Below are 26,671 nucleotides of genomic sequence, written 5' to 3'. Positions count from 1 at the left end.
GAATACAAAAGAACTCAAATATCTACAGTAGCTTGTTTTTTAAACACATTATGTAGCGTTATGTATTCGTTTATTGCAACATTTGCGCTTTCAGTCGAATGATTTCATCACGTATCCGTGCTGCTTGCTCAAACTGTAAATCTTTCGAAGCTTTTAACATCTCTTTTTCAAGCTTAGTAATATGCTTACTAAACAATTTTGGGTCAGAGAGAATATGTCTTTCGTCAGCACTTAAAGCTTGTGCTTGTTCAAGCACCTTCTCATCAATTTCGTCGTCTGAAAGCACTTCGCCTGAATCAATTTCTTTGATGACCTGACGAACAGCACTACGTGGCGTAATACCATGCAACTCGTTGAACTCGATTTGTTTAGCTCTACGGCGTTCAGTCTCATCTATTGCTTTTTGCATAGAATCAGTAATTCGGTCAGCATATAAAATTGCTTTACCTTTCACGTTACGCGCGGCACGACCAATTGTCTGAATGAGTGAGCGTTCTGAACGTAAAAAACCTTCTTTATCTGCATCTAAAATAGCAACTAAAGAAACTTCTGGCATGTCGAGACCTTCACGCAACAAGTTAATACCGACTAGAACGTCGAATACACCTGTACGTAACTCATGAATAATTTTGACACGTTCAACCGTATCAATATCCGAGTGTAAATAAGCGACTTTAACCCCATATTCTTTTAAATAAGAAGTCAGATCTTCCGCCATACGCTTTGTTAAAGTGGTCACTAACACACGTTCATTTAGGTTCTTACGAATATTGATCTCAGAAAGAACATCATCAACTTGAGTTAATACAGGACGAACTTCAATTTCAGGATCGATTAGTCCTGTTGGACGTACCACCTGTTCAACCACTTGGTCAGACTTTTCTAGCTCATATTTAGCAGGTGTTGCACTGACAAAAATGGTCGTCGGTACAATGCGCTCCCACTCTTCAAATTTCATTGGTCGATTATCAAGTGCGCTTGGTAAACGGAACCCGTAATTCACTAAATTTTCTTTACGTGATCGGTCACCTTTATACATCGCTCCAATTTGCGGAACTGTAACGTGTGACTCATCAATAATCAGTAATGCATCTTCTGGTACATAATCAAATAAAGTTGGAGGCGCTTCACCAGCTGGACGGCCCGATAAATGACGTGAATAGTTTTCGATACCATTGGTATAGCCCAACTGTTGCATCATTTCTAAATCATAACGGGTACGCTGCTCAATACGCTGGGCTTCCAGCAATTTGTCATGTTCACGGAAGAATTTAAGTTGATCTTGTAACTCATCTTTAATTGTATCAATAGCACGAGTTAGATGATCTTTCGGCGTTACATAGTGGCTTTTTGGATAAATCGTAACACGTGGAACTTTACGGACCATTTTACCCGTTAACGGGTCAAACCAACGGATCGAATCGACCTCGTCATCAAATAGTTCAATACGAATCGCATGTTGATCAGATTCGGCAGGGAAAATATCAATAATTTCGCCGCGAATTCGATATGTACCACGTAAGAACTCAAGTTCATTACGCGTATATTGCATTTCAAGCAAACGTCGGATAATTTCATCACGACTTACGCGGTCGCCCTCAACCACATGCAGTAACATTTGCATATAAGCATTTGGGTCACCCAAACCATAAATTGCAGAAACCGATGCCACAATAATTGCATCACGACGCTCTAATAAAGCGCGTGTTGCCGATAGTCGCATCTGGTCAATGTGATCGTTAATGGCAGCATCTTTTTCAATAAAAGTATCTGAGGATGGAACGTAAGCCTCGGGTTGATAGTAATCATAGTAACTTACGAAATACTCAACCGCATTATTAGGGAAGAACGCTTTAAACTCTCCATAAAGCTGGGCAGCCAAAGTTTTGTTATGAGCCATCACAATTGTAGGTCGCTGTGTTTGAGCGATCACATTCGCCATGGTATAGGTTTTACCCGAGCCAGTTACACCCAGCAATAACTGATTACGAAAACCATGCTCGATACCATTTACCAGCTTTTCAATGGCCTGTGGCTGATCACCTGCTGGCTGATAATGAGTGACCAAATCAAAAGGTTGATTTTCGTTCAAAGTTATCTCTCTTTATGAAAAATTGAATTTAACGTCTCCCCTTTTAATGGGGATTTTTATCTTAATTTAAAGTCTAAATTGAGCTTGAAATTCAATGTAAAAGATTAAGCATCTTAACACTTGACCAATACCCTAATCGGTTGCAACATGAAGCTATCCATTAAACAAAAAGTATAACCATGACCTATCAATATCATGATGAAAGTATTGTAACCGAACTTCCCGAAGATACAGTTTTTGTATTTGGAAGTAATCTTGCTGGACAACACGGTAGTGGTGCAGCGCGCGTTGCAAGTCAGCACTTCGGAGCAGTTGAAGGTGTAGGTCGTGGCTGGGCTGGTCAAAGCTTTGCAATTCCAACTTTAAATGAACACATTCAACAAATGCCACTTTCACAAATTCAACATTATGTTGAAGACTTTAAGGTATACACAAAAAATCATCCTAAAATGAAATATTTCATTACTGCATTAGGCTGTGGCATTGCGGGTTATAAAGTTTCTGAAATCGCTCCTCTTTTTAAAGGGATTTATCATAACGTTATCTTTCCGGAATCTTTTAAACCCTATGTAGAAGATAATGCAGTATCACAATTTCCGACTTTAACTCAAAAGATGGTACAAAGTTTCATTAATGATGAAGTTATTTTTTACTTTAATCATGGCAGTGAATCATTTGAAGAAGCTTTAGATAAAACTGATTTATCAGATGCTGAAAAAGCCATAGCTCTTATTGTTTTAAATGAAGAGTTGTATCCACGAGATCGTTATGGACGAGGCCGTGATCATGAGCTTAGTGATATTTTAGGGAAGTTAAACGGTAAAATTTTCAATCTTCATGGAAACTCTGAAGGTGCCATGATTTTTGTGAGTGCTGTTGTTGCACTGATGGAACTTTACGATTTTGATGAGCAAGATTTTATTAAGTTATGGCGTGGTGAAAAAAACATTGATCACCCTATTAATCGTTAAGTTTTCTTATAAATTTATGAGTTAAGCAGATAATCTCTGCTTTCTCATTATTTTATTTTTACTTACATTTAATCCTTTTATTTTTAATTATTCTAATATATTTAAACTCTTTATCCTCCCCAATCTTAATTTTTCTCATTATACTTTAAGACAAACTGAATACTTAAAGAAACATATGGAAACTTTAGATTCTTCGATTTTTGACCTTAGCCCAATTCCGATGTGGATTGAGGATTTCAGTGAAGTTAAACAACAATTTGATTTATGGAGAAAGCAAGGAATTGAAAACCTCCATGAATTTTTAAATCAAAATAAACACTTAGTTATCGAATGCGCTCATAAAATTAAAATTATTCGTGTTAACAAAAAAACCTTGGAACTTTTTGAAGCAACAACACACGAAGAACTATATTCAAATTTGAATCTTATTTTTAAAAAGGAAATGTTCGAATCACATATTTATGAGCTTGAAGCGTTATGGAATGGCAAAACCCATTTTTCAAGCACTACCGTGAATTACACCTTATCAGGCAAACGTATTGATGTTCAGTTAAGAGGTTCCATTTTACCTGGTTCTGAATCTACCTTTGAACGTGTATTAATTACTACAGAAGATATTACCCCTTATCAAAATGCACTCCGTCAGGAAGAAAAAAATCGTCGACTGGCTGAATCTATGTTTATCTACTCGCCTACTTCACTGTGGGTCGAGGATTTCAGCCGTATAAAAAATAGAATTGATCAACTTAGGCTATTGGGAATTGAAGATTTTAGAACTTTTCTAGATGTTCATCCTGAGTTTGTCCGCCAGTGTGTAGAGGATATTTTAATTTTAGATGTTAATCAGGCCACGATAGATTTATTTAAAGCTCCTGATAAGTCGACACTTTTAAGAAATACACACAAGATTTTTGCTGAAGAAATGGTTGAAACCTTTCGAGAACAACTCATCGAGTTATGGCAAGGTAATATTCATCACAAACGTGAAGCCATTAACTACGCTTTAGATGGCCAAATAAGAAATGTCTTACTTCAATTTACCGTTTTTCCGGGATATGAAGAGACTTGGGGATTAGTGCAAGTTGCGCTGACAGATATTACTGCCCGGAAAAAAGCGGAAAACTATCTTGAATATTTAGGGCAACACGATGTTCTTACTAAACTATATAACCGTGCTTTTTTTACAGAGGAACTTAATCGCTTAAACCGAAGTATTATTCGACCAGTTTCTTCAATTTTTTTAGATATGAACGGATTAAAAGAAACAAATGACCAGTTTGGGCATGATATTGGAGATGGTTTATTACGCCGTGTTGGAAATATTTTAAGTCAGGCTATTTCAAATACAGCATATACTGCATCCAGAATCGGTGGTGATGAATTCGTGATCTTAATGCCAGGCGCAGATGAAGCGAACGTTCAAATTATGCTTCAAACGATTCAGGAGCTTTTTAATATCGACAATCAATACTATTCAAGCCATCCAGTAAGTATTGCAATTGGACATGCAACCACTCAAATAAATGAACAAATTGAGGACATGTTAAAACGAGCAGACCATCACATGTACCAAAAGAAAAAAAGTTATTATCAAGAAATTTTATTCAATCAATAAAAAACAGGCATATTGCCTGTTTTTCAAAATTAGCGTTTTCCCATAGAACGACGCGTACCACGTGGAGGCATCCATGTTCTATCCGCGTATTGCTCTGGTTTTGGACGCACTTGGTTGTGTACCGCATCATCTGCTTGATTGCTTTCATTCGGCATTGGGAATGGCAATTTCACCAAAGCCTTTTTCTGTTTTGGCTGTTGCTCAGTCATGATTCATTCTCGAAATTTCGATTGCGACCTATTATAAATGATTTTTATCATTTCTTTTCAAAAAAGCTTCAATTGAGTAAAACAGCAACAAGAACCTTCTTAAATTAAACTTTTTTACATCTAAAAATACCCGTATCCGCAAATTGCTTAATTTTTGCGATAAGATAGTATGCTTTTTATTTTTTAATCCCATAAGAGGAATATTGCCGTGGACGTACGTCTTTCTGATCGTGTCAATGCTATCAAACCGTCCCCTACACTTGCTGTAACAAACAAAGCTGCTGAACTTAAAGCTGCTGGCAAGAACGTGATTGGTTTAGGTGCTGGCGAGCCAGATTTTGATACCCCTCAACACATCAAAGATGCTGCAATTGAAGCGATTAATAATGGTTTCACCAAATATACGGCTGTAGATGGTACTCCTGGGTTAAAAAAAGCAATTATTGCTAAGTTTAAGCGTGATAATAATCTTGATTATCAAGCGAACCAGATTTTGGTTTCTTGTGGTGGTAAGCAAAGCTTCTTTAACTTGGCACTTGCTCTATTAAACAAAGGCGATGAAGTTATCATTCCAGCACCTTTCTGGGTAAGCTATCCAGATATGGTCATTATTGCTGAAGGGACTCCAGTCATTGTGAAATGTGGCGAAGACCAACGCTTCAAAATCACTCCTGAACAATTAGAGGCTGCGATTACACCTAACACTCGTTTAGTTGTATTAAACAGCCCATCTAACCCAACAGGCATGATTTATAGCAAAGCTGAATTAGAAGCTTTAGCTGAAGTATTACGTCGTCATCCACAAGTATTTGTTGCATCTGACGATATGTATGAACCGATTCGTTGGGAAGATGAGTTCTACAACATCGCAACTGTTGCACCTGATTTATATGACCGCACAATTGTTTTAAATGGTGTTTCTAAAGCATATGCAATGACAGGTTGGCGTATTGGCTATGCAGCTGGTCCAGCAAAAATCATTGGTGCAATGAAAAAGATCCAATCACAGTCAACTTCTAACCCGACTTCTATTTCGCAAGTTGCTGCTGAAGCTGCATTGAATGGTCCACAAGACGTTTTACAACCTATGATTGAAGCGTTTAAACGCCGTCATGACTTAGTTGTAAATGGCTTAAATGATATTAAAGGTATCTCTTGCTTACCTGCTGATGGCGCTTTCTATGCCTATGCAAACATTCGCCCTCTTATTCGTGCAAAAGGCTTAAAATCTTGCACAGAGTTCTCTGAATGGTTATTGGAAGAAACTGGCGTAGCAGTTGTTCCTGGTGACGCATTTGGTTTAGGCGGTTTTATGCGTATTTCATATGCAACAGCTGATGAAGTACTTGTTGATGCGTTAGCACGTATCAAAAAAGCTGCTGATTCAATTGAAGGTGTAGACGCTGCTATCGCTTCAATTGAAGCTGAAAAAGCTGCGAAATAATCTGCATTTTGCATAAAAGGGGTTCTCTTGAGAGAACCCTTTTTTTCATTCACTTATGCATTTTTGGCTTTTTGAGGTCTTATATAAATGACTAATAAAATTCCAAATAAAACCATAAAACTCGATAAAATCACTCGCCCTGTCACAGTCTCATTTACAAATAGGCTTCCACCTATAATCGCCAAACATGGCACACTTAGCTGTACTGTACTCGCTGTCACCCGATCAATATGCTTCAAAATTGCATACCAGAGTACATAAGCCCCGCTTGAAGTGACACCGCCCGACAAAATCGCTAAGACCCATCCTTGCATGTCAATGTAGCGATCTTGGGCAAGTAATACATTCGCCAACAAAACCATTGGCACAGCTAGCGTAAAATTTGCCAACGTACTACCAATCGGTTGTGTCATATTACGACCAGCAATGCTGTATCCTGCCCATGCCAACCCAGATATCACCATAATTAGAGCATATCCCCAATCAGGCGCATGAGTATCGGGTAATAACAAAACAATGATTCCAGCCAAAGCAATACATAAGCCTATACCACGATATATGCCAATCTGTTCACCCTGCCAATAGCCATAAAGCACCATAGTCAGCTGTACAACCCCAAACAATAACAGAGCACCAATACCAGCGTCGATCTGAAGATAAGCATATGAAAATGCCAAAATATAAACCGCTAGAAAAAATGCGTTTTTTAAACTCCATTGGACTTTGGTTTGAGACGATTTTGAATATAAAAACAGTCCAAATAAAACAACCGCACCACTTCCCACTCGTATTAGACTAAAAGTCATTGGGTCAATATGTCGGCCAACCAAAGCCAAACGACACAATACAGAATTTGCTGCAAAAGCCGCCATTATAAGTGCAATTTTAAAAAGCATTGTCCTTATGCTCCTGTTATTTCTTATTTCTTATAGTGTAAAAGAAGTCTTTCTTATCTATCTAATTCATTATGCAACTCATTTAATTCAATTTTTATAATAAAGGAATTTTATATTAAATGAACAAAATTTTAAAATTCAACTTATCAGTTCAATCTTTAACTATAGAATTGACTTATCGATGACTTAATAATAGGCTAATATCAAGTTCTATTTTGGAACTTAAAAAATTAAAGGACCCAAAAAATGAAAAATCCGATGGAAATGACTGGCCTTGAATTTTTACAAGCAATGATAGAAGGCCATATTCCACCTGCCAGCATTAGTAAAACAATACCTATGCAACCTACTGAAATTTCAGAAGGATCTGTTACCTTTAAAGCCCAAGCAGATCATAACCATTTAAATCCACTCGGTGGCGTACATGGTGGTTTTGCTGCCACCGTCCTAGATTCAGTGACTGGCTGTGCAGTACATACGATGTTACCTGCGGGTGTAGGTTACGGCACAATCGACCTTAACGTAAAAATGTGCCGCCCTATTCCCCAAAATCAGGCTTTAATTGCAACAGGCAAAGTTATTAATTTAAGTAAAAATTTAGGTATTACTGAAGGAAAGATTATTGATGAGGAAGGTAAACTGTATGCCTATGCAACAGCAACCTGCATGATTATTCGTCCATAATCATTAAAGGCAGCCTTAAACCGCTGCCTTTTTTATTAAGTCATCTGAATTATCTGGACGTTCACAAGTTTGTGCAATCACATACGGCGCCCAAATATTTTTAAGTTGAAGTTCTATAATTTCTTGATGCTCTACAGACCAAGCTAAAACTTTATTTTTACCCAACAATAACTCCCCTTCTAATTGAAAAATATATAAAGATTCAGAAGAGTTTAGTAGTTTCGAGCTTTTTAAAATCTTAAGTGAATTATGCACATTCCATTTAGCGCTAAACCAAAGCTGCAATAAATCGCCTAAATATAAATCCTGCTTTTTGAAAGGATAAGCATTAATCCATGCACCTTCTACAAGTGTGTAATAAGATTCTGATTGATTTAAGATATTGAGATAATTGTTTTGATAGAAATCAAAATTAGAAAAAATAGAAGCGATCGTAAGCGTTTTCATACTTATCTCCGATTTAGCCATTTTAGTGCTGGCAAGTTGGTTTAAATCCACACTGTTTGAATTTCTCCAAACGCTTGTTCTTTTTTGAATCTAGCAATTGATTTTTTAAAGTGCAAGTAATTTCTTAACTCATCACTCAACTGATCAAATAAAAAGCATACGACACAAAAATGAAGTAAACATGACAATTTAGACTTGACCCTTCTCAAAATCTCCTTATAATCGCATGCAGATTCTCCCATAGCTCAGTCGGTAGAGCGACGGACTGTTAATCCGCAGGTCCCTGGTTCGAGCCCAGGTGGGAGAGCCAAATACTAAAAAGCCCGCAGCATTAAAGCGGGCTTTTTTTTGCCATAAATTTATCAATAACTATAAAAAATCCTCTATCAGCAGATAGAGGATTTAATTTTTTCTTAGAGTCTTTATTAGGTTTAACGCTCTAACCTAACTCGAAAGAATATATTTTCTTCTTAAATTATTATTCCACTTCAACCACTTTTAAAGGATTAAAAGATTGAGTGGTCGGCATCATTTCAATACGATTAATATTAATGTGTGGAGGTTGGGAAGCAATCCAAGCTACTGTATTTGCAATATCTTCAGGCAAAAGTGGATTCTTTTTATCATATAGACTGTTTACTTTATCCTCATCACCTTTAAAACGCACAAGAGAAAATTCAGTACCTCCACACAACCCTGGTTCAATGTTAGTTACGCGCACACCAGTACCAGCCAAATCAGCACGAAGATTTAGACTAAATTGCTCCACGAAAGCTTTGGTTGCCCCATACACATTGCCCCCTGGGTATGGATATGTGCCTGCGATAGACCCCATATTAATAATCAAACCTGATTTTTTCTTTACCATACTTGGCAAAATTAATCGGGTAATCGTAACAAGCCCCTTAACATTGGTATCAATCATCGTGTACCAATCATCTAGATCTGATTTATCTGCTGGTTCCAATCCTAATGCCAAACCTGCATTATTCACCAATAAATCAATTTGGCCGATTTGAAATTCGGCTGGCAAATCAACCAATACTTTATTTATATTTTCTGCCGTATCTGTCATGTCAAATACTAATGGGTAGAATTTTTCACCAAGTTCTTGTTTTAGTTCTTCTAGTTTTTCTGCTCGTCTTCCGCAACCAATAACGTTATATCCTAACTCAATCAGTTTTTTTGAAATGCTATAACCAAAACCCGCTGAGGCACCTGTAACTAATGCTAACATTCTTATATCCTTAGAAATGATCAACTATTTCAGTTGAACTCATGATGAACATATCAGCCTTTATATTTACACAATATTTATTATTAGCCTAAAAAAATAAAAGTTTTTTAAAAATTTTAAGAGAAATTAAAATCTATAAAAAATATATTTATTAAATAATTATATGCATTAAAAAACTAAAAGCAGAACATGCTTACCTAATAAAAAAGTTTACCGTGAAAGGTAAACTTTTTTATTTGAGACATCCAAGACTAAGCAGGAATACCACTATGAAAACGGAAAGTATTATCTGGGGTTAAAATCAGATTCTTTTCAACTTCACGGATATGATCAATTCGCTGCTGAATATCCTCTTTAGGATCTTTCATTTTTGCAGTTTTTGCTACATCAAGCGCAAGTGCGAGATAGTCTTCAAAATGACGAGACTCTGACTTAAGCAAGTATCGATAATAACGTCCTAACTCATCATCTACACGCGGAGCAAGTGCATAAAAACGCTCACATGAACGAGCCTCTACGAATGCCCCAATCACCAGCACATCAATTAAAGCTTCAGGCTCATACGTACGAATCTCTTTACGCAACCCACCTGCATAACGCCCAGCACTTAAACCAGTCCACTCTTGACCGCGCTTAGCCATAAGCTCAAGTACTTGTTCGTAGTGAAGCATTTCTTCTCGTACAAGTTGAGCAAGTTTTACTTGTAAGTCAGGAAAGAAGCTATAGCGGAACATTAAGTTCATTGCTGTACTAGCAGCTTTCTTTTCACAATTAGCATGATCTTGCATCAAGATATCTAAATTATTGATTGCCTCATCCAACCATGCATTTGGTGTTTGACATCCTAAAAAGGCCACCACAGGTTGCATTAATTCATCGTAATTGATACTCGACATAACCAACTATCCTGCTGCCTGAATCGCTGTTTTCATATCTTTAACCGCTTGAACCAGACCTACAAAAACACTTTCAGCAATAATTGAATGACCAATGTTTAATTCATGAATTTGTGGAATAGCTGCAATTGGCGCAATATTTTTAAGGTTAAGGCCATGACCTGCATTTACAACCAAACCTTTTGAAGCTGCATATTCAACACCTTTGATAATACGCTCTAACTCGGCTTGTTGATCTTGCTCTGTTTCCGCATCTGCATATGCACCTGTATGCAACTCAATCGTAGGTGCGCCACACGCAACTGCTGCATCAATTTGGGCTAAATCAGCATCAATAAATAATGATACGTCGCAACCAATGGCCGCTAAAGTTTGAGTTGCAGCTTTAACTTTTTCAAAGTTACCCACTACATCCAAACCGCCTTCAGTTGTTACTTCTTGGCGTCTTTCTGGAACAAAACACACGTGCTGCGGCTGAATTTCTTTCGCAAACTCGACCATTTCATCAGTAACAGCCAACTCTAGGTTCATACGCGTTTTTAATAATGGACGCATGCGGCGTACGTCATCATCTTGAATATGACGACGATCTTCACGCAAATGCAAAGTAATCCCCTCTGCACCCGCTTCTTCACAAATAAGAGCAGCTTCTACAGGGTCTGGATAAGTAGTACCGCGCGCCTGTCTCAAAGTAGCAACATGGTCTATGTTTACACCAAGCAATGCAGCCATAAATAAATCCTAATTACGATTGAGTTTGAGTATTTTGAATCCACAATTGTCGACTTTTTAGGGGACGATCTCCTAAAAGCGATGTAATCATTTGACGGTATAGTTTACCTAATAATTGCAATTGTTCGTGAGAAAAATCCTGGCCTTGCTCATAATCCAACATAGATAAAATTGCTTTACCTGACAATGAAGAACGACTTGCCTGAACAACGGGCGCAAAACCTTCCGTCACCTGAAATTGATAAAACTGGTGAGCCTGTATTGGCTGTTGTTGAGTATCAATTGAGAAATCAATCGCGTAACCCAGCTCAGGAAGCAAAACATGTTCGAACTGGCGCAAAATCTGTCTCAGAAAAAGATCAGGATTTTCGTGGGAAGATAATTGCTGTAATTGAAGCAAAGTTAATTGATATTGCTCAAAAGTTTGTGGCATTGCCTCTTCTAATGGGCAAAGTCTAAGAACAATTTCATTTAGATAAAAACCAGCAAAAAAAGCATCACCAAAAAAGAAAACAGGCTGATTTAATATTTCCAGCTTAGTAAAATTTTTGAGTTCACTTTTACCTGTGGCTTGCAGTCGAATAGGTTGATATTGAGGGGGCGGAGTCTGCCTTAAGATGCCATCGACTCGCCCATATTCCTGAGTAAAAAGATGCACAATATGACTTTTTTCACGGTACTTACGGTGATGAATCATATATCCATGGAGGACTTCATTGCGCATCATAAAAAGAATCTATTCCTCAGATTCTTTTTCTTTTTTATCATCCTCATCATCACCGTCAGGAATAACAGCACCTACAACAGCTGCTGTACCTTTAACTACACCTTTAGTAGTTTTATAGGCGATACCTACTGGTACGGTTACAAGCTTATATACACAACCTTGTAACATCAATGTACATCCAACTATAGCGATTAATGATGTAATTGTTTTCATACCAGCATCCTTATCCTTTAGATATCACTGTATCCTAAGCTTTTGAGAGCTCGCTCATCATCAGACCAGCCACCCTTCACTTTTACCCAAAGTGTGAGCATAATTTTTTGCTCAAACATTTTTTCCATGTCTTTACGAGCATCCATACCAATCGTTTTAAGCTTGGCACCTTTTTCACCAATCACAATGGCTTTTTGACCAGCGCGGTCTACAAAAATCGTTGCATCGATATAGGTACAAGCCGGCTTTAAACGACCAGTTTTTTCATTAACAGTTGCTTCTTCTGTTTTGAAAGATTCAATTTGTACTGTTAAATCATAAGGAAGCTCTTCACCCAACTGACGCATAATTTTTTCGCGAATAATTTCACTTGCTAAGAAGCGTTCAGAGCGGTCAGTAATCTGATCAAATGAATACAATGGTGGTTGGTAAGGAAGGTATTTCTCAATCGTTTCACTCAAGTGTTCCAAGTTTGCACCACGCAAAGCAGAAACAGGAACAATCTCAGCAAAATTCATAAGTTTGGCACGTTCTTGAATGAGAGGAAGAATCTCTCTTTTATCTTCAAAAGTGTCCGCCTTATTAATGACCAAAATAACCGGCATTTCAGCGTTCTTGAGTTTTTCAAGCACTAAATCGTCATTTTGAGTCCACTTATAAGCATCGATAACGAATAAAACTAAGTTAACGTCACGTAATGCAGAATGAGCAGCACGGTTCATCATTTTATTAATAGCACGCACTTCTTTTTTATGCATACCTGGGGTATCTACATATACCGCCTGCATCTTTTCGCGCGAATCAATACCAATAATTTTATGACGTGTTGTTTGAGGTTTACGCGAAGTAATAGAAAGTTTTTGACCCAATAAATGGTTCATGAGGGTAGATTTACCCACATTTGGACGCCCCACAATCGCCACAAATCCGCTCTTAAAATCCGAAGGGATTGTTACGCCTTTGGAACTAAAAAATTGATCAATCAGATTATTAGGATCTTGGTTTTCATTTGAATCTGGATTGATTTGATCAGAATGCATCGACATGCAGGTTATTGCTCCAATAACTTTAAAATTTCCGCCGCTGCTGCCTGCTCGGCAAAACGACGACTTGAACCCTCACCATAAATCTTCGGTAAACCATCTACCACACATTCCACTTTAAAGTGCTGATGAGGTGCATCACCCTGAATATCTACAACCTCGTAAACAGGGAGAGGTTTTTTACGTGCTTGTAGATACTCTTGTAAACGTGATTTCGGATCTTTGAGTTGATCCGTAGGTTCTATATGGTCTAAATAGGGTATGTACCATTTTAGCACAATATCTTTAAGTAAGTTGAGATCACCACTATCAAGATAAATTGCACCAATAATCGCTTCTACCGTATCTGCTAATATTGACTCACGATGATGACCACCAGATTTCAACTCGCCTGTACTTAATATTAAACACCGACTAAGTTGCAAATCGGTTGCAATCTTACCTAACGCTTCTTGGCGAACTAAGGTCGCACGCATACGCGTGAGACGACCTTCATTTTCATTTGGATAGGCATGATATAGATAATTGGCGATTATCATGCCTAATAATGAATCACCGAGAAACTCTAAGCGCTCGTAATTGTATTTGTGACTCACCGAACGATGAGTCAAAGCTAACTGTAACAATTCAAGCTGCTTAAATTGATATCCGATTCGACTCAGTAAGCGAGGATCACTTAGTTTGAACTGATGTTTTATCAAAACTCTTCTCAAATGTTAAAACTAAATCAATATTGAATAAGAAAGGTTTTCTTACTTCATATTTCTTTTTGACCGTTAGACCTGACTGATTAAACACTTGAGCGATCTCTTTAAAGTGGAGATCACGAATATTGTTCATTTCAAGTCGCTGATCCATTTGTGTTACAAACTTTTGTGGTGTGATCTCAGAAGAGCTTTCTTGTAAAAGCTCTTCTATCTGATTATTAATCAGCCGATCATCCCAATATGCTGGCCAAACTGCAAGTACAGCTTTTACTGCAACCGCAAATATAACCACCCCAAATAAAATTGCTAAATACGAAGTACCCTGTTGTGCCTTACGCATTTCTTTTTTTCCTAATGGTTGTTTTTAATCTATTTTTCCATTTCGGCTAAAGTTAGGAAGGTGTAAACCCGGTTCTTTATGCATCCACACGTAGAATGCTCGTCCTGTTAAGTTTTCTTCAGGAACGAAACCCCAGAAACGACTGTCTGCACTTTGATCTCGGTTATCCCCCATTGCAAAGTAATGTCCTTTTGGTACAGTCACTTCCCAATATAAACCGTCTTGGTTCGCATATTTACCATTTTCAACATAGTTGATAAACGGTGCTTGGCGCGCCACATTTACGCCTTCAAGCTCACGCATCGTAAAGGTATGCTCACCAATCGTCTCTTTATGATAAATAGACGTTGGCGTATCCATCACATCTTTTTCACGACTGAACTGTGTTAATACTTTCGGTACTTTTTTCCCGTTAATAATCAATTGCCCATGGTCATAAACAATATGATCACCAGGTAAACCGATTACACGTTTAATATAGCTAATAGTCGGTTGAGGTGGATAACGGAATACAATTACATCACCACGCTTCGGTTCGCCTACATCAATAATCTTCTTATTAACGATAGGTAGACGTACACCATAATCAAATTTATTCACCAGAATAAAATCACCAGTTTCTAAAGTTGGCACCATAGAGTCCGATGGAATATTAAATGGCTCATAAAGAAATGAACGAAGCACAAGTACTACAGCTAAAACTGGCCAAAAGTCATAGGCCCATGTAATGACAAAATTTTCGTTCCCGCGTCCTTTATTTGCACGCTGTTTTAATACAAGTTTATCTAACAACCACACTGCAAATAGAATCAGCGTAACTGGAACAAGAATTAAATTAAAATCAAAATCCACATGACCTCACTCGCAGCCTCGCTGCTTGTATTACAGTGGGGAAAAGAAATTGTTCACTTCCCCCACCCTCATTTCTTATCTTTCTACTTTCAATACAGCCAAGAACGCTTCTTGTGGAATTTCAACACTTCCCACTTGTTTCATACGTTTCTTACCTTCTTTTTGTTTAGAAAGTAGTTTTTTCTTACGCGAAACGTCACCACCATAACATTTTGCCAATACGTTTTTACGCATCGCTTTTACGGTAGAACGGGCAATAATTTGCGCACCGATTGCTGCCTGAATAGCAACATCGAACATTTGGCGAGGAATTAAGTCTTTCATTTTCTCAACCAATGCAATACCACGATGACGTGCATCATTACGGTGACAAATCATAGCCAAGGCATCAACCTTTTCGCTATTAATTAACACATCAACCTTAACTAAAGCTGAACTTTCAAAACGTACAAAGTTATAGTCTAAAGATGCAAAGCCACGAGAGCATGACTTTAATCTATCAAAGAAATCCATAACAACTTCAGCCATCGGGATTTCAAAAGTAATAGAAACTTGGTTACCCAAGAATTTCATATCTTTTTGTACACCACGACGTTCGATACAGAGCGTCATTACGTTCCCTAAATATTCTTGAGGAACAAGGATATGACATTCAGCAATTGGTTCACGCAAATCTTCTACAGTCGATCCATCCGGCATTTTTGATGGACTATCGATGTAAATCGTTTCGCCTTTCTTAGTTAATGCTTCATAAATTACGGTAGGTGCAGAACTGATGAGGTCAAGATCGTATTCACGCTCTAAACGCTCTTGTACAATTTCCATGTGCAGCATACCTAAGAAGCCACAACGGAAACCAAAGCCTAAAGCATCCGAACTTTCTGGTTCAAAGAATAAAGCCGAGTCATTGATCTGTAATTTTTGTAATGCTTCACGGAATGGTTCAAAGTCACTCGCATCAATAGGGAAAAGACCAGCATATACTTGCGGTTTAACCTTTTTGAAACCCGGTAAAGTTGCAACGTCTGGTGTAGAAGCAAGAGTAATCGTGTCACCTACTGGTGCACCAAAAATATCTTTAATACCCGCAATAACAAAACCTACTTCACCAGCTTCAAGAATATCTGTTTCGGTATGCTTAGGATTAAACACACCTACAGAAGTGACCGGATGAGTTTGCCCTGTCGATTTAACCAACATTTTGTCGCCCTTGCGGATACGACCTTGTTTAATACGAACAAGAGAAACTACGCCTAAGTAGTTATCAAACCATGAGTCGATAATTAATGCTTGTAATGGTGCTTCACGATCACCTTCTGGCGCCGGAATAACATCGACTAAACGCTCGAGTACACCTTCAACACCTAAACCAGTTTTTGCTGAACAGGTTGGTGCATCTGTCGCTTCAATCCCGATAATTTCTTCAATTTCATGAATTACACGTTCAGGTTCAGCCTGTGGTAAATCAATTTTATTTAGAATAGGAAGAACTTCTAGACCTTGTTCAATTGCTGTATAACAGTTTGCAACTGATTGAGCTTCAACACCTTGTGCAGCATCTACAACCAGTAGCGCACCTTCACATGCAGCTAATGAACGAGAAACTTCATAGGAGAAGTCAACGTGCCCTGGCGTATCAATAAAGTTAAGTTGGTATTCCTGACCATTTGGATGGGTGTAATACAGCGTGACAGAAGCGGCTTTAATGGTAATCCCACGTTCACGCTCAAGCTCCATTGAGTCTAAGACCTGAGCTTGCATTTCACGATCTTGTAGACCACCACACATCTGAATAAAACGGTCAGCCAATGTAGACTTACCATGGTCAATGTGGGCAATAATCGAGAAATTTCGTATATTTTTGATATCGACGGATTTTTTAGCTTGCGCCATGGGTTACCTTGAGAAAATATAGAGTGCTATGTAGCTTGTTTTAATACACAGCCAAAGCGGTTAAATAAATTGCGTGAGATTATAACAGATTGCCGATATGAAAAAGATATAAATTCTTTCTTTTAAAAAAGCTTTTTAAACTTCTCAACATAACGATCTATTTCTCTTTGAAGAGTACTTAAATCAGAACAGTTTTAGCTCGAACTTAAGTAGACTTGCAGATAAATTATTACCTGTCTCATTAGCTATATCCCCAATCAATTCAAATCCGAGTTTCTGCACGACTTGTTGAGATCTAATGTTCTGTTCAAATATTTCAGCCCAAACATATTTTATTTGTTTTTGGAATAATCTCTCTTGTTTCAAATACTGGATGAGCCCTACTAGAGCCTCTTGCATATATCCCTCACCCATGCATTAGGATGAAGTTCATAACCAATGACAACCGCAAAATCATCATCACTCTGTTTGATAGTATTTACACCACATGTTCCCAACATACTTCCATCTTTTTTAAGACGAATAGCATGCCTAAAACCTAGCTGTTGATTCCATTTTTTATGCATTTTTTCAATTAAAGCCCCAGCTTCTTCTAATGAAGTAAAGGCTTTTAAATCATAAAATTCGAGTACGCTTGAATTTGAAAATAAGTCAAAGACAAAATTTTTATCAGCTTCTGTAAGATCACTTAAGATTAATCGATCGGTTTCTATGGAAAATAAATTCTTCAAATTCCAGCCTCTCTTTTTTACTTACTTATCATACGAAACGGTAAAATCGTAAGGGTTTATGCTTGAGTCAAGCGGCTTGTATGCATGGGTAAAAGTTGGCGACATTCGTTTTGGACGTCCTGTAGCAATTTCAATACATGCCCATTTGGTATTCCCAACAAATAATACGGCCTGATCTGATGGACGAAAAAACACATACTGGCGGAATGAATAAAGTGCATTAATGTCATCTAACCATGTACGTAACACAATTTGTTCGCCTTCAAATGCAGCTTTACGATATTGCACATGATGCTCAACCGCGACCATGGCGTGTTTTAACTCAAGATATTTAGTTACCCCTACTCCCAAAGTTTCAACATGAGCAGCAGCTACATCCTGCATCCATTGAACATACATTACGTTATTTACATGCCCTAACGCATCAATGTGATGTGGCTGCACCTGAATATGTAAATCAAAAATACTACTCACAAATGAACACTCTTATTTATTAACCTTAAAACTGAAATAAGTGTAGGTAGATATCGCTAAACGCTCAAGATAAATAACAAAAACCACCCATTTTCAGGGTGGCTTATTGATTCGGTTGAGGATTATTGAATACGTAAACCAAGCATTGCGCGCTGTCCCTGACGAATAATAGCAACACGTGCTACGGTATTTTTCGGCAAGTTAGAAACAACTTTTGCAAAATCCTGACTATTCAAAATCTGGTTATTATTGACTTGAGTAATCACATCACCCGGAATGATATTTGACAGTGACGCTAAACCACCACGGCGAACATCTTGTACATAAATACCGCCTTTTACGCTCAACGCATTTTTTTCCGGTTCAGCTAGATCACGAATACTCATGCCTAAAACTGGCCCCTTAGATGCAGCACCTTGTGCACCAGTAGCAGGTGTTTCATCTGGTGCAGTCGTTAAAGTCGCTGAAATATTGCGTGTTTTATCATCACGTAATACTTCAAACTGAACGGTTTGATTTGGCTGTACTTTGTTTAATGCATAGAGTAAATCACTCGTACGGAGCACAGGTGCACCATTTAGTTTTAAAATCACATCTCCGGCTCTTAATCCTGCTTTTTGTGCAGGTGAGTTCGGAGAAATTTGAGTAATTAAAGCACCTTCAGGTTTTGGTAATTTGTAGGCATCAGCAAGGTTTCGATCAATATCTTGCATCATCACACCAAGATAAGAGCGTGTGACTTTACCTTTTGTTTTAAGCTGATCGGCAACATCCATTGCTACATCAATCGGAATAGAGAAAGACAAGCCCATATAACCGCCAGTACCACTAAATATTCGAGAGTTTACCCCGACCACTTCACCATTTTGGTTAAACAATGGACCACCAGAGTTACCCGGGTTTAAAGCCACATCAGTTTGAATAAACGGCACCGAAGTTTCACCGCTCATGTTTCGTGATTTTGCGCTGACAATACCGGCCGAAGCTGAGTAGTCAAAGCCAAACGGAGAACCAATAGCTAAAACAGGTTCTCCGACACGTAAGCGATCAACATTTCCTACTCGTAAAGCTGGATAGTTAGTTCCGTTTACTTTTAATAAAGCAACGTCTGTACGCTCATCGCTACCCACTACGGTTGCATCAATTTCACGGCGGTCATTTAGAGTGATGCTAATACGAGAGGCATTTTCAATCACATGGTGGTTTGTAAGCAAATAACCATCTTTACTAATGAAGAATGCACTTCCGTAAGCTGTCTTTTCTTGTGGACCTTGTTGCTGTGGAATGATGACCTGATTGCCAAAGAAACGTTTTAAAATTTCAGGAACTTGCTGCTGCAACAGTTCATCCTGAGTCATTTTTTTTACGACATTTACACTCACGACTGCTGGACTAACTTGTTCAACAAGATTTGAAAAATCAACAGCAGCATTTGCTTGAACAGCAGCAACTGTAAATACCGCTGCATACATTCCTTGTTGTAAATAGCGAGATTTCATTCGGTGCTCACCCACAATTGGTCTACGAGAATAAGGATAAAACTGTTGTATCACAACGCTTTGAGGTTGTGCGTAACAATATGTTTATTTGTAATACGTCATCACAAGGAATATTTTACGCATTGCAACTTTTTAAGCCAATTGCAATTTTTCTCTGAGTTAGAGCGCTTAAGCTCTTGCCTTTTTAGGTAAAAAGGGGTGTCATTAGCGGACGTTTTAAATTGATGCGAATGGACATGCCTAATTTACAGACAATTCACCACTTTGACGTGATTATTGTGGGCAGCGGCGGCGCTGGTTTAAGTCTGGCTTTATCGTTACCAAATCATTTTAATATTGCAGTTTTAGCCAAAGCTGCTCTAACCGAAGCAAGTACCTTTTATGCTCAAGGTGGCGTTGCTGCTGTTCTTGATGAGACTGACTCTATTCAACAGCATATTAATGACACTATGATTGCAGGCGCTCATTTATGTGAAATGGACGCGGTACAACATACCGTAGAAGGCGGCCGCCCTTCTGTTGATTTTCTTTTAAAACAAGGCGTGCAATTTACCTTAGATGAAGATGAACAGCTTCATTTGACTCGCGAAGGTGGTCACTCGCAGCGTCGCATTATCCATTCTGCTGATGCAACAGGCAAAGCCATTTCAACCACTTTGGTTGAACGTGCCAAAGAACGTAAAAATATTACTATTTTTGAAAATTATATTGCGATTGATTTAATCACCTCGCATAAATTAGGTCATACCGATCAAGCGAATCGCGCTATTGGTTTGTATGCCTTAGATGAAAATACGGAAAAAGTTCATACATTCCTTGCACCATTTACCGCACTGGCTTGCGGCGGTGCAATGAAAGCTTATCTGTACACATCTAATCCAGATATTGCCACAGGTGACGGTATTGCAATGGCTTATCGTGCAGGTTGCCGTGTAGCCAATATGGAATTTAATCAGTTCCATCCAACTTGCCTGTACCATCCACAAGCCCGCTCTTTCTTAATTACTGAAGCTATGCGTGGTGAAGGTGCTTATTTGCGCTTACCTGATGGCGAACGTTTTATGTTGCGTTTTGATGATCGTGCAGAACTGGCTCCTCGCGATATTGTGGCACGTACCATTGACCATGAAATCAAGCGTCTCGGTATTCGTCACGTGTGGTTAGACATTACCCATAAATCACCTGAGTTTATTAAAGAGCACTTCCCTACACTTTATGCACGATTGCTTGAGTTAGGTATCGACATTACCAAAGATATGATTCCTGTAGTTCCAGCAGCTCACTATACATGTGGGGGTGTGGTGGTTGACTCAAATAGCCAGACGGACATTGAAGGTCTCTATGCGATTGGTGAAACGTCTTATACAGGCTTACATGGTGCAAACCGTATGGCAAGTAACTCATTACTTGAGTGCTTTGTTTACGGTATGAGTGCGGCAAAAGATATCGAAAATAAATTTGATGAAAACTTCAAATTACCTGAAGTACCAACTTGGGATGACTCACAAGTAACCAATCCAGATGAAGATGTTGTGATTTTACAAAACTGGGATGAGTTACGTTCGACCATGTGGAACTACGTTGGTATTGTCAGAACCACAAAACGTTTAGAACGTGCTTTACACCGTATTGAAATGTTAAAGCGTGAAATCACGGAATATTATCAAGACTATCGTGTTAGCAAAAACCTGATTGAGCTTCGTAACCTTGTTTTAGTATCTGAAATGATTGTTCGCTGTGCCATGCAACGTAAAGAATCACGTGGTTTACATTACACGCTTGATTATCCGGAAACTTCCAGCGAGATTCGTAAAACTGTTTTGACTCCTCCAAATTTTGCAGTAGAACAGCCATTGGTAAATACCGACATTTAAGCTGTTCTTCTACTCTACAAAAAAGCACAGCTCTGGCTGTGCTTTTTTATTTGCTTTGATATTTATGCTCTAGGTGGGATTGAATAAGTCGCGGTCACATGCGCAACGGGTTCATCCAAACCGACTGAATAAATCCAGACTTCCCCAACAACCAAGCTCTTTCCGACCTTCATGAGTTTACATTCACTACGTAAGTCTTGATCACCTGCGGGTTTTCTTAAAAAATTAATATTAAAGTTGGTGGTTACGGCTAAACCAACAATACCGATCTCACCTAATATCGCAATATATAAGGCAAAATCAGCTAATGTCATCATGGTTGGACCAGATATGGTGCCACCAGGGCGTTGATGCCTTTGATCGACATGATAATAAACAACTGCAGCTTTGGGGGTGACTGATTCAATCGTGCAATGTTCAAGACTTGGTGGAAATTCCTTTTCAAGAAATGCCACGATTTCTTCTTTTGAGCTTTTCATCCTTGTTATTCTTCAATCTATAAATCATATGTAAGATAGCATAAGAAAATAACAGATATTTTCTATGACGTTTTAAATCAGAATTAGCGTCATTTTTCACCACTCCCAAAAATATGAGAGTGGCTAATCCGATGGCCTATGCTAAATATTGTAGAGCTTGCTCAAACACCTGATCTGGACTTTGTGTAGCATCTAAACGTTTAATACGCTCAGGCTCAGCTTTCCATAAGGTTTCATAACCTTCACGAACCTTAGTAAAGAAGCTTAACTTTTCTTGTTCAAAACGGTCTAAAGCTCCACGTTCACGTGCACGGTTCATACCAAGTTCAATCGGTGCATCTAACCAGAAAGTCACCTCCGGCATGCGTGAAACGAAGTTCTGATTTAAAAGTTGTAATTTATCTTGGCTTAAACCACGGCCAGAACATTGATAAGCAAAACTCGCATCGGTAAAGCGATCACTTAATACAATTTTGTTAGCTTCTAAAGCAGGCAAAATAACTTGTTGTAAGTGTTGAGCACGTGCTGCATAAATGAGTAATAACTCGGTATCATGACTCATATTTTCATCATGATTCACCGCCAAAAGCATCGAACGAATTTGCTCAGCTAACGGTGTGCCCCCCGGCTCTCGAGTTAAAATAACTTGTTTGCCTTGCTCTTCAAAATGCTGATGAATTTTTCGAATGAGTGTAGTTTTACCTACCCCTTCCGTGCCTTCAAAGCTGATAAACATCTCTTTTCCTTATTTCTTCGATCTCAACACGGATAAATATTCTTGCACAGCTTGATTATGTGCTTGCAAGTCTGCCGTAAATTTATGTCCACCATTACCAGTCGCTACGAAATAGATGTTATTTGAATCATCTGGATGTAATGCTGCTTCAATTGCTTTTTGGCTTGGCAAAGCAATTGGAGTTGGAGGCAAACCATTAATGGTATAAGTATTATATGGTGTTGGAGTACGGAGGTCTTCTCGGGTAATGTTGCCTTTATAATTATTACCCATTCCGTAAATAACAGTTGGATCCGTTTGTAAACGCATACCGAGTTTTAAACGGCGGACAAAAACTCCAGAAACTTGTGTAAGTTCACTGTCTAAACTCGTTTCTTTCTCAACAATAGAAGCCATAATTAATGCTTCGTATTTATCTTTATAAGGTAAATTCGGCGCGCGATTTGCCCAAGCTGTATCTAGAGCTTTTATTTGACGATGATATAAATCGGTAAGAATTTTCTTGTCAGTCTCGCCTTTGGCAAAGAAATAAGTATTCGGCGCGAATAAGCCTTCTGGATGATCGTAAGGAATCCCAAGCGCTTTCATAAGCTGATCATTAGGTAAATCCAATATTGTATTTTTTACATTTTTATCATTTTTGAGTGCAGTAATAAGCTGCTTAAAAGTTGTACCTTCAATCACCAAAACACGATTCATCTGAGCATTATCAGCATCAGATAACATCTCTAACACTTGTCTTACACTCATCCCTTGTTCAATTTCATACACACCAGCTTTCATGCTGTCATGAATCATAAACTTTTGATAAAGCTTTAATACGATAGGAAAGCTAATTTTGTCTTCTTTTGCTAAACGATCAATAAAACCAGAATAAGTTTCCCCAGATGTAATAGATAACATCTGTTTTTTGCCTTCGATAGGATAAGCCTTAAACAAACTTGACCATAAAATGGCAAACGTAAAGATTAAAACAATAAAAAGGCCAATTAGAACCAATCGCTTAGAAAATTTTGGAGCTTGTTTTTTGTTATTTTTCTTGGCGTTTTTTGCTTTCGCATTCACAGGTGGCTTCGGCATATTAATGAATCTGATTTAAGTTAAGGATATGAAATAAATCTATGCATGCCTGTGTATCTAGCGTTTTTTCGCCTAAATGAGTGACCACTCGCATAGGGTTTAAAGCATTACAAAAGAATAGACTTTGTATTTCAGATACTTCATCTAATTCAATCACACGTACTTCACAGGCAATACCATGGTGCTGCATACGCGCCAGAATTTCTGCCCGCATTACACCATGGACGCCATTATAGCGAAGTTCAGGAGTAATCCATCTATCATTTAAACGAATAAAACAATTACTACTGACCCCTTCAACAATATAACCTTGTACATCAGTAACTAATGCTTCAGCCCACCCGAGTTGATCTGCTTCTTTTTTTAGCAATACTTGTTCAAGACGGTTTAAAGATTTAAGCCCGACCAAGCTCGGCATGGTTAAACCTAGGGCCTGATTTAAAACACCGCACTGGATAGAGTCAGGCACAAACGGCTCTAAAGCTTTTGGATAAAACCAGATATAAATATCAGCTTCATGTTTCGGCAAACTATAACCGCGGTCGCCTTCCCCACGACTAATCACAATTTTTAAAGTGCCGTTGAGTACAAGGTTCTGCTTTTGCAGCTGCTGTAAACTCAGTTCGATTAATTCAAAATTTACAGTTAAAGACAGTTTTTGACATGCAAGTTTTAGACGTTGCCAGTGCCTTTCTTTAAGCTCAATCTGATTTTGAAAGACACGAATTGTGGTAAAGCATCCATCTCCATAATGAAAGGCTCTATCTAATAAAGGAATAGTCTCAACGGGTTGCCCATTTTTAAAACACCACATGTTTGCTCCATCCTTTGCTAAAAGCCGCACAACAATACAACACCTTTCATTTAAATAATAAATGATTGATTTTAAAAAATTATACCGATTTCGTATCTGCTTTTGAAACTTGTTATATATCAAGATTTAAGAATAGTTTATCTCTTTTTATTATTTCTATTTTTTTCATATTAAATTCGTTTTTTATTATTTTTTTAGAATAAAGACTAGCGCTATTCTGCGTTCATGTTTTGAACATTTCATATTTTTTGAGGACTTATCTCATGCGTTTTTCTCAATTAAAAGTCGGGGTTATCGCTGCACTTCTTTCTGTTTCGTCATTTGCAGCCCAAGAATTTTTAAACGTTTCTTACGATCCTACTCGTGAGCTATATACAGATTTCAACAAACAGTTCGGTACTTACTGGAAACAACGTACTGGTCAAGATATTGAGTTTAAGCAATCACACGGCGGCTCTGGTAAACAGGCTCGTGCGGTTATCGATGGCTTAAATGCAGATGTGGTGACATTAGCACTTGCAGCAGATATTGATGAAATTGCTGAAAAAGCAAAATTACTTCCAACTAACTGGCAGAAAAAACTGCCACAAAACTCAACGCCATATACATCAACCATTGTATTTTTGGTGCGTAAAGGCAACCCAAAGCAAATTAAAGACTGGGCTGATTTAATCAAACCAGGTGTAGAAATCATTACACCAAACCCGAAAACCTCTGGTGGTGCTCGTTGGAACTATCTTGCAGCCTGGGCTTGGGCAAAACATCAACCAGGCGGCAATGATGCGAAAGCACAAGAATACGTTCGCCAAATTTATAAACATACTAAAGTTCTAGACTCTGGTGCTCGCGGTGCGACGACTACTTTCGCTGAGCGTGGCATTGGTGATGTATTACTGGCTTGGGAGAATGAAGCTCATTTAGCTATTCGTGAACAGCCGGGCAAATTTGAAATTATTACTCCGTCTCTTTCGATATTAGCTGAGCCTCCAGTTGCAATTGTGGAGAAGAATGCAGCTAAAAAAGGCAACTTAACGATTGCTAAAGGTTATCTCAACTATTTGTACTCACCTGCTGGTCAAGAAATTGCAGCACGTAACTTCTACCGTCCGCGTAACGCAGCTGTTCTTAAAAAATACAGCAATGTATTTAAGCCATTGAAGCTTGTAACAATCGACAAAGAGTTTGGTGGTTGGACAAAAGTACAAAAACAACACTTCGATAATGGTGGTGTTTTCGATCAAATCGTGAAAATCAATAGTGCAGAGAAGTAATTCTTTGCACTAAAGGTAAGGAGAACAGACATGATTCACACTGTAATTGTTCCGGGTGTAGGTGGCAGTGAACATCAGCATTGGCAATCTTGGTTGCAGCGTCAACTCGTGTCTAGTTCTCGTGTTGAGCAAAAAAACTGGGATAGACCTGTATTAAGCGAATGGGTTGAGCAATTCGTTAAAACAGTTCAAGCAGCTCAAGCTCCTGTTCAAATTGTTGCACATAGTTTTGGATGCTTAACGAGTGTAGCTGCTTTGGCTGAGCATCCAGAATTAAGAAGCCAAGTTAAGAAACTAATTTTAGTCGCTCCAGCGAATCCGGCACGCTTTGGGGAAGCAGGGTTTGCTCGCCATAGCTTGACCGACTACAAAGATTATTTTCATCAATTAAAAATTGATGTGCCTGCAACGCTACTCATTAGTGAAAATGATCCATGGCTCGGCTTTTTTGATGCGTTACAACTTGCAAAATCATGGAAGTTAAATCCCGTTAATCTTGGTGAAGTGGGCCATATTAATGTTGCCTCAGGTTTTGGGCCATTCCCGGATTTGCTGAACTATTTGATCCCAGAAGATTCGATGTGTAGTCACTCATCTATCGACCCGGTAAAAGCACATTTCTCTCTGAAATTTGCTTAATACCAATCTTTATACCGCACTGTTTATCTTTTTTTATTCGCTTACTGGTTTCAGCAGGCTTTTCTCTTTGAGGAAA

General features: G+C 38.4%; 28 protein-coding genes, 1 tRNA gene and 1 pseudogene. 8 read left to right on the top strand and 22 right to left on the bottom strand.

Annotated elements, in window-relative coordinates; genetic code table 11:
• Window positions 1-70: 70 nt before the first annotated feature.
• Window positions 71-2,092 (bottom strand): excinuclease ABC subunit UvrB, encoded by a 2,022-nt coding sequence (gene uvrB, locus WBW42_RS08950; RefSeq protein ID WP_032055224.1) that lies wholly within the window; start codon window positions 2,090-2,092, stop codon window positions 71-73.
• A gap of 179 nt (window positions 2,093-2,271) precedes the next feature.
• On the opposite strand from uvrB, the gene WBW42_RS08945 reads away from it, so the two are divergent.
• Complete coding sequence (locus tag WBW42_RS08945) at window positions 2,272-3,063, top strand: A1S_2505 family phage non-structural protein (protein WP_017386250.1); 792 nt, start codon at window positions 2,272-2,274, stop codon at window positions 3,061-3,063.
• 175 nt (window positions 3,064-3,238) lie between these two features.
• Entirely contained in the window at window positions 3,239-4,678 is a 1,440-nt protein-coding gene (locus WBW42_RS08940) for a sensor domain-containing diguanylate cyclase (protein ID WP_032055223.1), read from the top strand.
• 29 nt (window positions 4,679-4,707) lie between these two features.
• Here WBW42_RS08940 and WBW42_RS08935 read toward each other — a convergent pair whose 3' ends face one another.
• A complete protein-coding gene (locus WBW42_RS08935; RefSeq protein WP_002118942.1) occupies window positions 4,708-4,887 on the bottom strand; it encodes a hypothetical protein in 180 nt (59 codons plus the stop codon).
• A 208-nt stretch (window positions 4,888-5,095) separates the two neighbouring features.
• Between WBW42_RS08935 and WBW42_RS08930 the strand changes: the two genes are divergently transcribed.
• Window positions 5,096-6,331: a pyridoxal phosphate-dependent aminotransferase gene (locus WBW42_RS08930; RefSeq protein ID WP_002118408.1), complete on the top strand. Its 1,236-nt coding sequence runs from the start codon at window positions 5,096-5,098 to the stop codon at window positions 6,329-6,331.
• A gap of 53 nt (window positions 6,332-6,384) precedes the next feature.
• Here WBW42_RS08930 and WBW42_RS08925 read toward each other — a convergent pair whose 3' ends face one another.
• Window positions 6,385-7,227: a DMT family transporter gene (locus tag WBW42_RS08925; RefSeq protein WP_002118781.1), complete on the bottom strand. Its 843-nt coding sequence runs from the start codon at window positions 7,225-7,227 to the stop codon at window positions 6,385-6,387.
• Window positions 7,228-7,473: 246 nt separating this feature from the next.
• On the opposite strand from WBW42_RS08925, the gene WBW42_RS08920 reads away from it, so the two are divergent.
• A complete protein-coding gene (locus WBW42_RS08920; RefSeq protein ID WP_032055222.1) occupies window positions 7,474-7,911 on the top strand; it encodes a PaaI family thioesterase in 438 nt (145 codons plus the stop codon).
• Between the two features lie 15 nt (window positions 7,912-7,926).
• Here the strand turns inward: WBW42_RS08920 and WBW42_RS08915 are convergent, their stop codons facing one another.
• Both WBW42_RS08915 and WBW42_RS08910 read right to left on the bottom strand, forming a co-directional pair.
• Complete coding sequence (locus tag WBW42_RS08915; protein WP_032055221.1) at window positions 7,927-8,358, bottom strand: hypothetical protein; 432 nt, start codon at window positions 8,356-8,358, stop codon at window positions 7,927-7,929.
• A gap of 41 nt (window positions 8,359-8,399) precedes the next feature.
• A complete protein-coding gene (locus tag WBW42_RS08910; protein ID WP_079381033.1) occupies window positions 8,400-8,546 on the bottom strand; it encodes a hypothetical protein in 147 nt (48 codons plus the stop codon).
• Window positions 8,547-8,592: 46 nt separating this feature from the next.
• Between WBW42_RS08910 and WBW42_RS08905 the strand changes: the two genes are divergently transcribed.
• A tRNA-Asn gene (locus WBW42_RS08905) sits at window positions 8,593-8,668 on the top strand.
• A gap of 168 nt (window positions 8,669-8,836) precedes the next feature.
• Here the strand turns inward: WBW42_RS08905 and WBW42_RS08900 are convergent.
• The 13 genes and pseudogenes from WBW42_RS08900 to WBW42_RS08840 all read right to left on the bottom strand — a co-directional run bounded on the left by WBW42_RS08900 (window position 8,837) and on the right by WBW42_RS08840 (window position 19,702).
• Entirely contained in the window at window positions 8,837-9,595 is a 759-nt protein-coding gene (locus tag WBW42_RS08900) for an SDR family oxidoreductase (RefSeq protein WP_032035927.1), read from the bottom strand.
• Window positions 9,596-9,846: 251 nt separating this feature from the next.
• The gene (locus WBW42_RS08895; protein WP_032055220.1) at window positions 9,847-10,491 is read right to left on the bottom strand and encodes a MiaE family protein; all 645 of its coding nucleotides are present in this window, start codon (window positions 10,489-10,491) and stop codon (window positions 9,847-9,849) included.
• Window positions 10,492-10,497: 6 nt separating this feature from the next.
• A complete protein-coding gene (gene pdxJ, locus WBW42_RS08890; RefSeq protein ID WP_002118629.1) occupies window positions 10,498-11,223 on the bottom strand; it encodes a pyridoxine 5'-phosphate synthase in 726 nt (241 codons plus the stop codon).
• A gap of 13 nt (window positions 11,224-11,236) precedes the next feature.
• On the bottom strand, window positions 11,237-11,950 hold the full coding sequence (gene recO / locus WBW42_RS08885) for a DNA repair protein RecO (RefSeq protein ID WP_016140294.1): 714 nt from the start codon (window positions 11,948-11,950) through the stop codon (window positions 11,237-11,239).
• A gap of 9 nt (window positions 11,951-11,959) precedes the next feature.
• The gene (locus tag WBW42_RS08880) at window positions 11,960-12,163 is read right to left on the bottom strand and encodes an NF038104 family lipoprotein (protein ID WP_005067833.1); all 204 of its coding nucleotides are present in this window, start codon (window positions 12,161-12,163) and stop codon (window positions 11,960-11,962) included.
• A 17-nt stretch (window positions 12,164-12,180) separates the two neighbouring features.
• Window positions 12,181-13,203 carry a GTPase Era gene (era, locus tag WBW42_RS08875; RefSeq protein ID WP_079381034.1) on the bottom strand — a complete coding sequence of 341 codons (1,023 nt, stop codon included), beginning with the start codon at window positions 13,201-13,203 and terminating at the stop codon, window positions 12,181-12,183.
• An 11-nt stretch (window positions 13,204-13,214) separates the two neighbouring features.
• On the bottom strand, window positions 13,215-13,907 hold the full coding sequence (rnc, locus tag WBW42_RS08870) for a ribonuclease III (protein ID WP_005067830.1): 693 nt from the start codon (window positions 13,905-13,907) through the stop codon (window positions 13,215-13,217).
• Window positions 13,879-14,253, bottom strand: coding sequence for a DUF4845 domain-containing protein (locus WBW42_RS08865; protein ID WP_032055219.1), 375 nt, complete (start codon window positions 14,251-14,253; stop codon window positions 13,879-13,881). The genes rnc and WBW42_RS08865 overlap by 29 nt, the downstream gene beginning before the upstream one ends.
• Window positions 14,254-14,277: 24 nt before the next feature.
• Window positions 14,278-15,105, bottom strand: a complete 828-nt coding sequence (lepB, locus tag WBW42_RS08860) for a signal peptidase I (protein ID WP_002118456.1) — start codon at window positions 15,103-15,105, stop codon at window positions 14,278-14,280.
• A 75-nt stretch (window positions 15,106-15,180) separates the two neighbouring features.
• Complete coding sequence (lepA, locus tag WBW42_RS08855; protein WP_002118606.1) at window positions 15,181-16,998, bottom strand: translation elongation factor 4; 1,818 nt, start codon at window positions 16,996-16,998, stop codon at window positions 15,181-15,183.
• 183 nt (window positions 16,999-17,181) lie between these two features.
• Window positions 17,182-17,729 (bottom strand): annotated as a pseudogene (locus WBW42_RS08850) (GNAT family N-acetyltransferase).
• Window positions 17,730-17,750: 21 nt separating this feature from the next.
• Complete coding sequence (locus WBW42_RS08845; RefSeq protein ID WP_005073148.1) at window positions 17,751-18,203, bottom strand: acyl-CoA thioesterase; 453 nt, start codon at window positions 18,201-18,203, stop codon at window positions 17,751-17,753.
• Between the two features lie 122 nt (window positions 18,204-18,325).
• Entirely contained in the window at window positions 18,326-19,702 is a 1,377-nt protein-coding gene (locus WBW42_RS08840; RefSeq protein ID WP_005067820.1) for a Do family serine endopeptidase, read from the bottom strand.
• 230 nt (window positions 19,703-19,932) lie between these two features.
• Here WBW42_RS08840 and nadB point away from each other — a divergent pair, with 230 nt between their 5' ends.
• Window positions 19,933-21,576 (top strand): L-aspartate oxidase, encoded by a 1,644-nt coding sequence (gene nadB / locus WBW42_RS08835; RefSeq protein WP_000367525.1) that lies wholly within the window; start codon window positions 19,933-19,935, stop codon window positions 21,574-21,576.
• 62 nt (window positions 21,577-21,638) lie between these two features.
• Here nadB and WBW42_RS08830 read toward each other — a convergent pair whose 3' ends face one another.
• The 4 genes from WBW42_RS08830 to pabC form a co-directional block, all read right to left on the bottom strand.
• Window positions 21,639-22,055 carry a PaaI family thioesterase gene (locus tag WBW42_RS08830; protein WP_000842533.1) on the bottom strand — a complete coding sequence of 139 codons (417 nt, stop codon included), beginning with the start codon at window positions 22,053-22,055 and terminating at the stop codon, window positions 21,639-21,641.
• Window positions 22,056-22,191: 136 nt separating this feature from the next.
• Window positions 22,192-22,791: a dTMP kinase gene (tmk, locus tag WBW42_RS08825; RefSeq protein ID WP_032055218.1), complete on the bottom strand. Its 600-nt coding sequence runs from the start codon at window positions 22,789-22,791 to the stop codon at window positions 22,192-22,194.
• Window positions 22,792-22,800: 9 nt separating this feature from the next.
• A complete protein-coding gene (gene mltG / locus WBW42_RS08820; protein ID WP_032055217.1) occupies window positions 22,801-23,871 on the bottom strand; it encodes an endolytic transglycosylase MltG in 1,071 nt (356 codons plus the stop codon).
• 1 nt (window position 23,872) lies between these two features.
• Complete coding sequence (pabC, locus tag WBW42_RS08815) at window positions 23,873-24,685, bottom strand: aminodeoxychorismate lyase (protein WP_002118496.1); 813 nt, start codon at window positions 24,683-24,685, stop codon at window positions 23,873-23,875.
• A 263-nt stretch (window positions 24,686-24,948) separates the two neighbouring features.
• Here pabC and WBW42_RS08810 point away from each other — a divergent pair, with 263 nt between their 5' ends.
• Together WBW42_RS08810 and WBW42_RS08805 are read left to right on the top strand one after the other, a co-directional pair.
• The gene (locus WBW42_RS08810; RefSeq protein WP_001212602.1) at window positions 24,949-25,956 is read left to right on the top strand and encodes a sulfate ABC transporter substrate-binding protein; all 1,008 of its coding nucleotides are present in this window, start codon (window positions 24,949-24,951) and stop codon (window positions 25,954-25,956) included.
• 30 nt (window positions 25,957-25,986) lie between these two features.
• Window positions 25,987-26,595 (top strand): RBBP9/YdeN family alpha/beta hydrolase, encoded by a 609-nt coding sequence (locus tag WBW42_RS08805; protein ID WP_032055214.1) that lies wholly within the window; start codon window positions 25,987-25,989, stop codon window positions 26,593-26,595.
• Window positions 26,596-26,671: the final 76 nt, after the last annotated feature.

Source organism: Acinetobacter sp. LT1, from assembly GCF_059800965.1.
The sequence above is the reverse complement of the archived record's forward strand: the minus strand, read 5'-3'. Positions and strand labels throughout refer to the sequence as shown.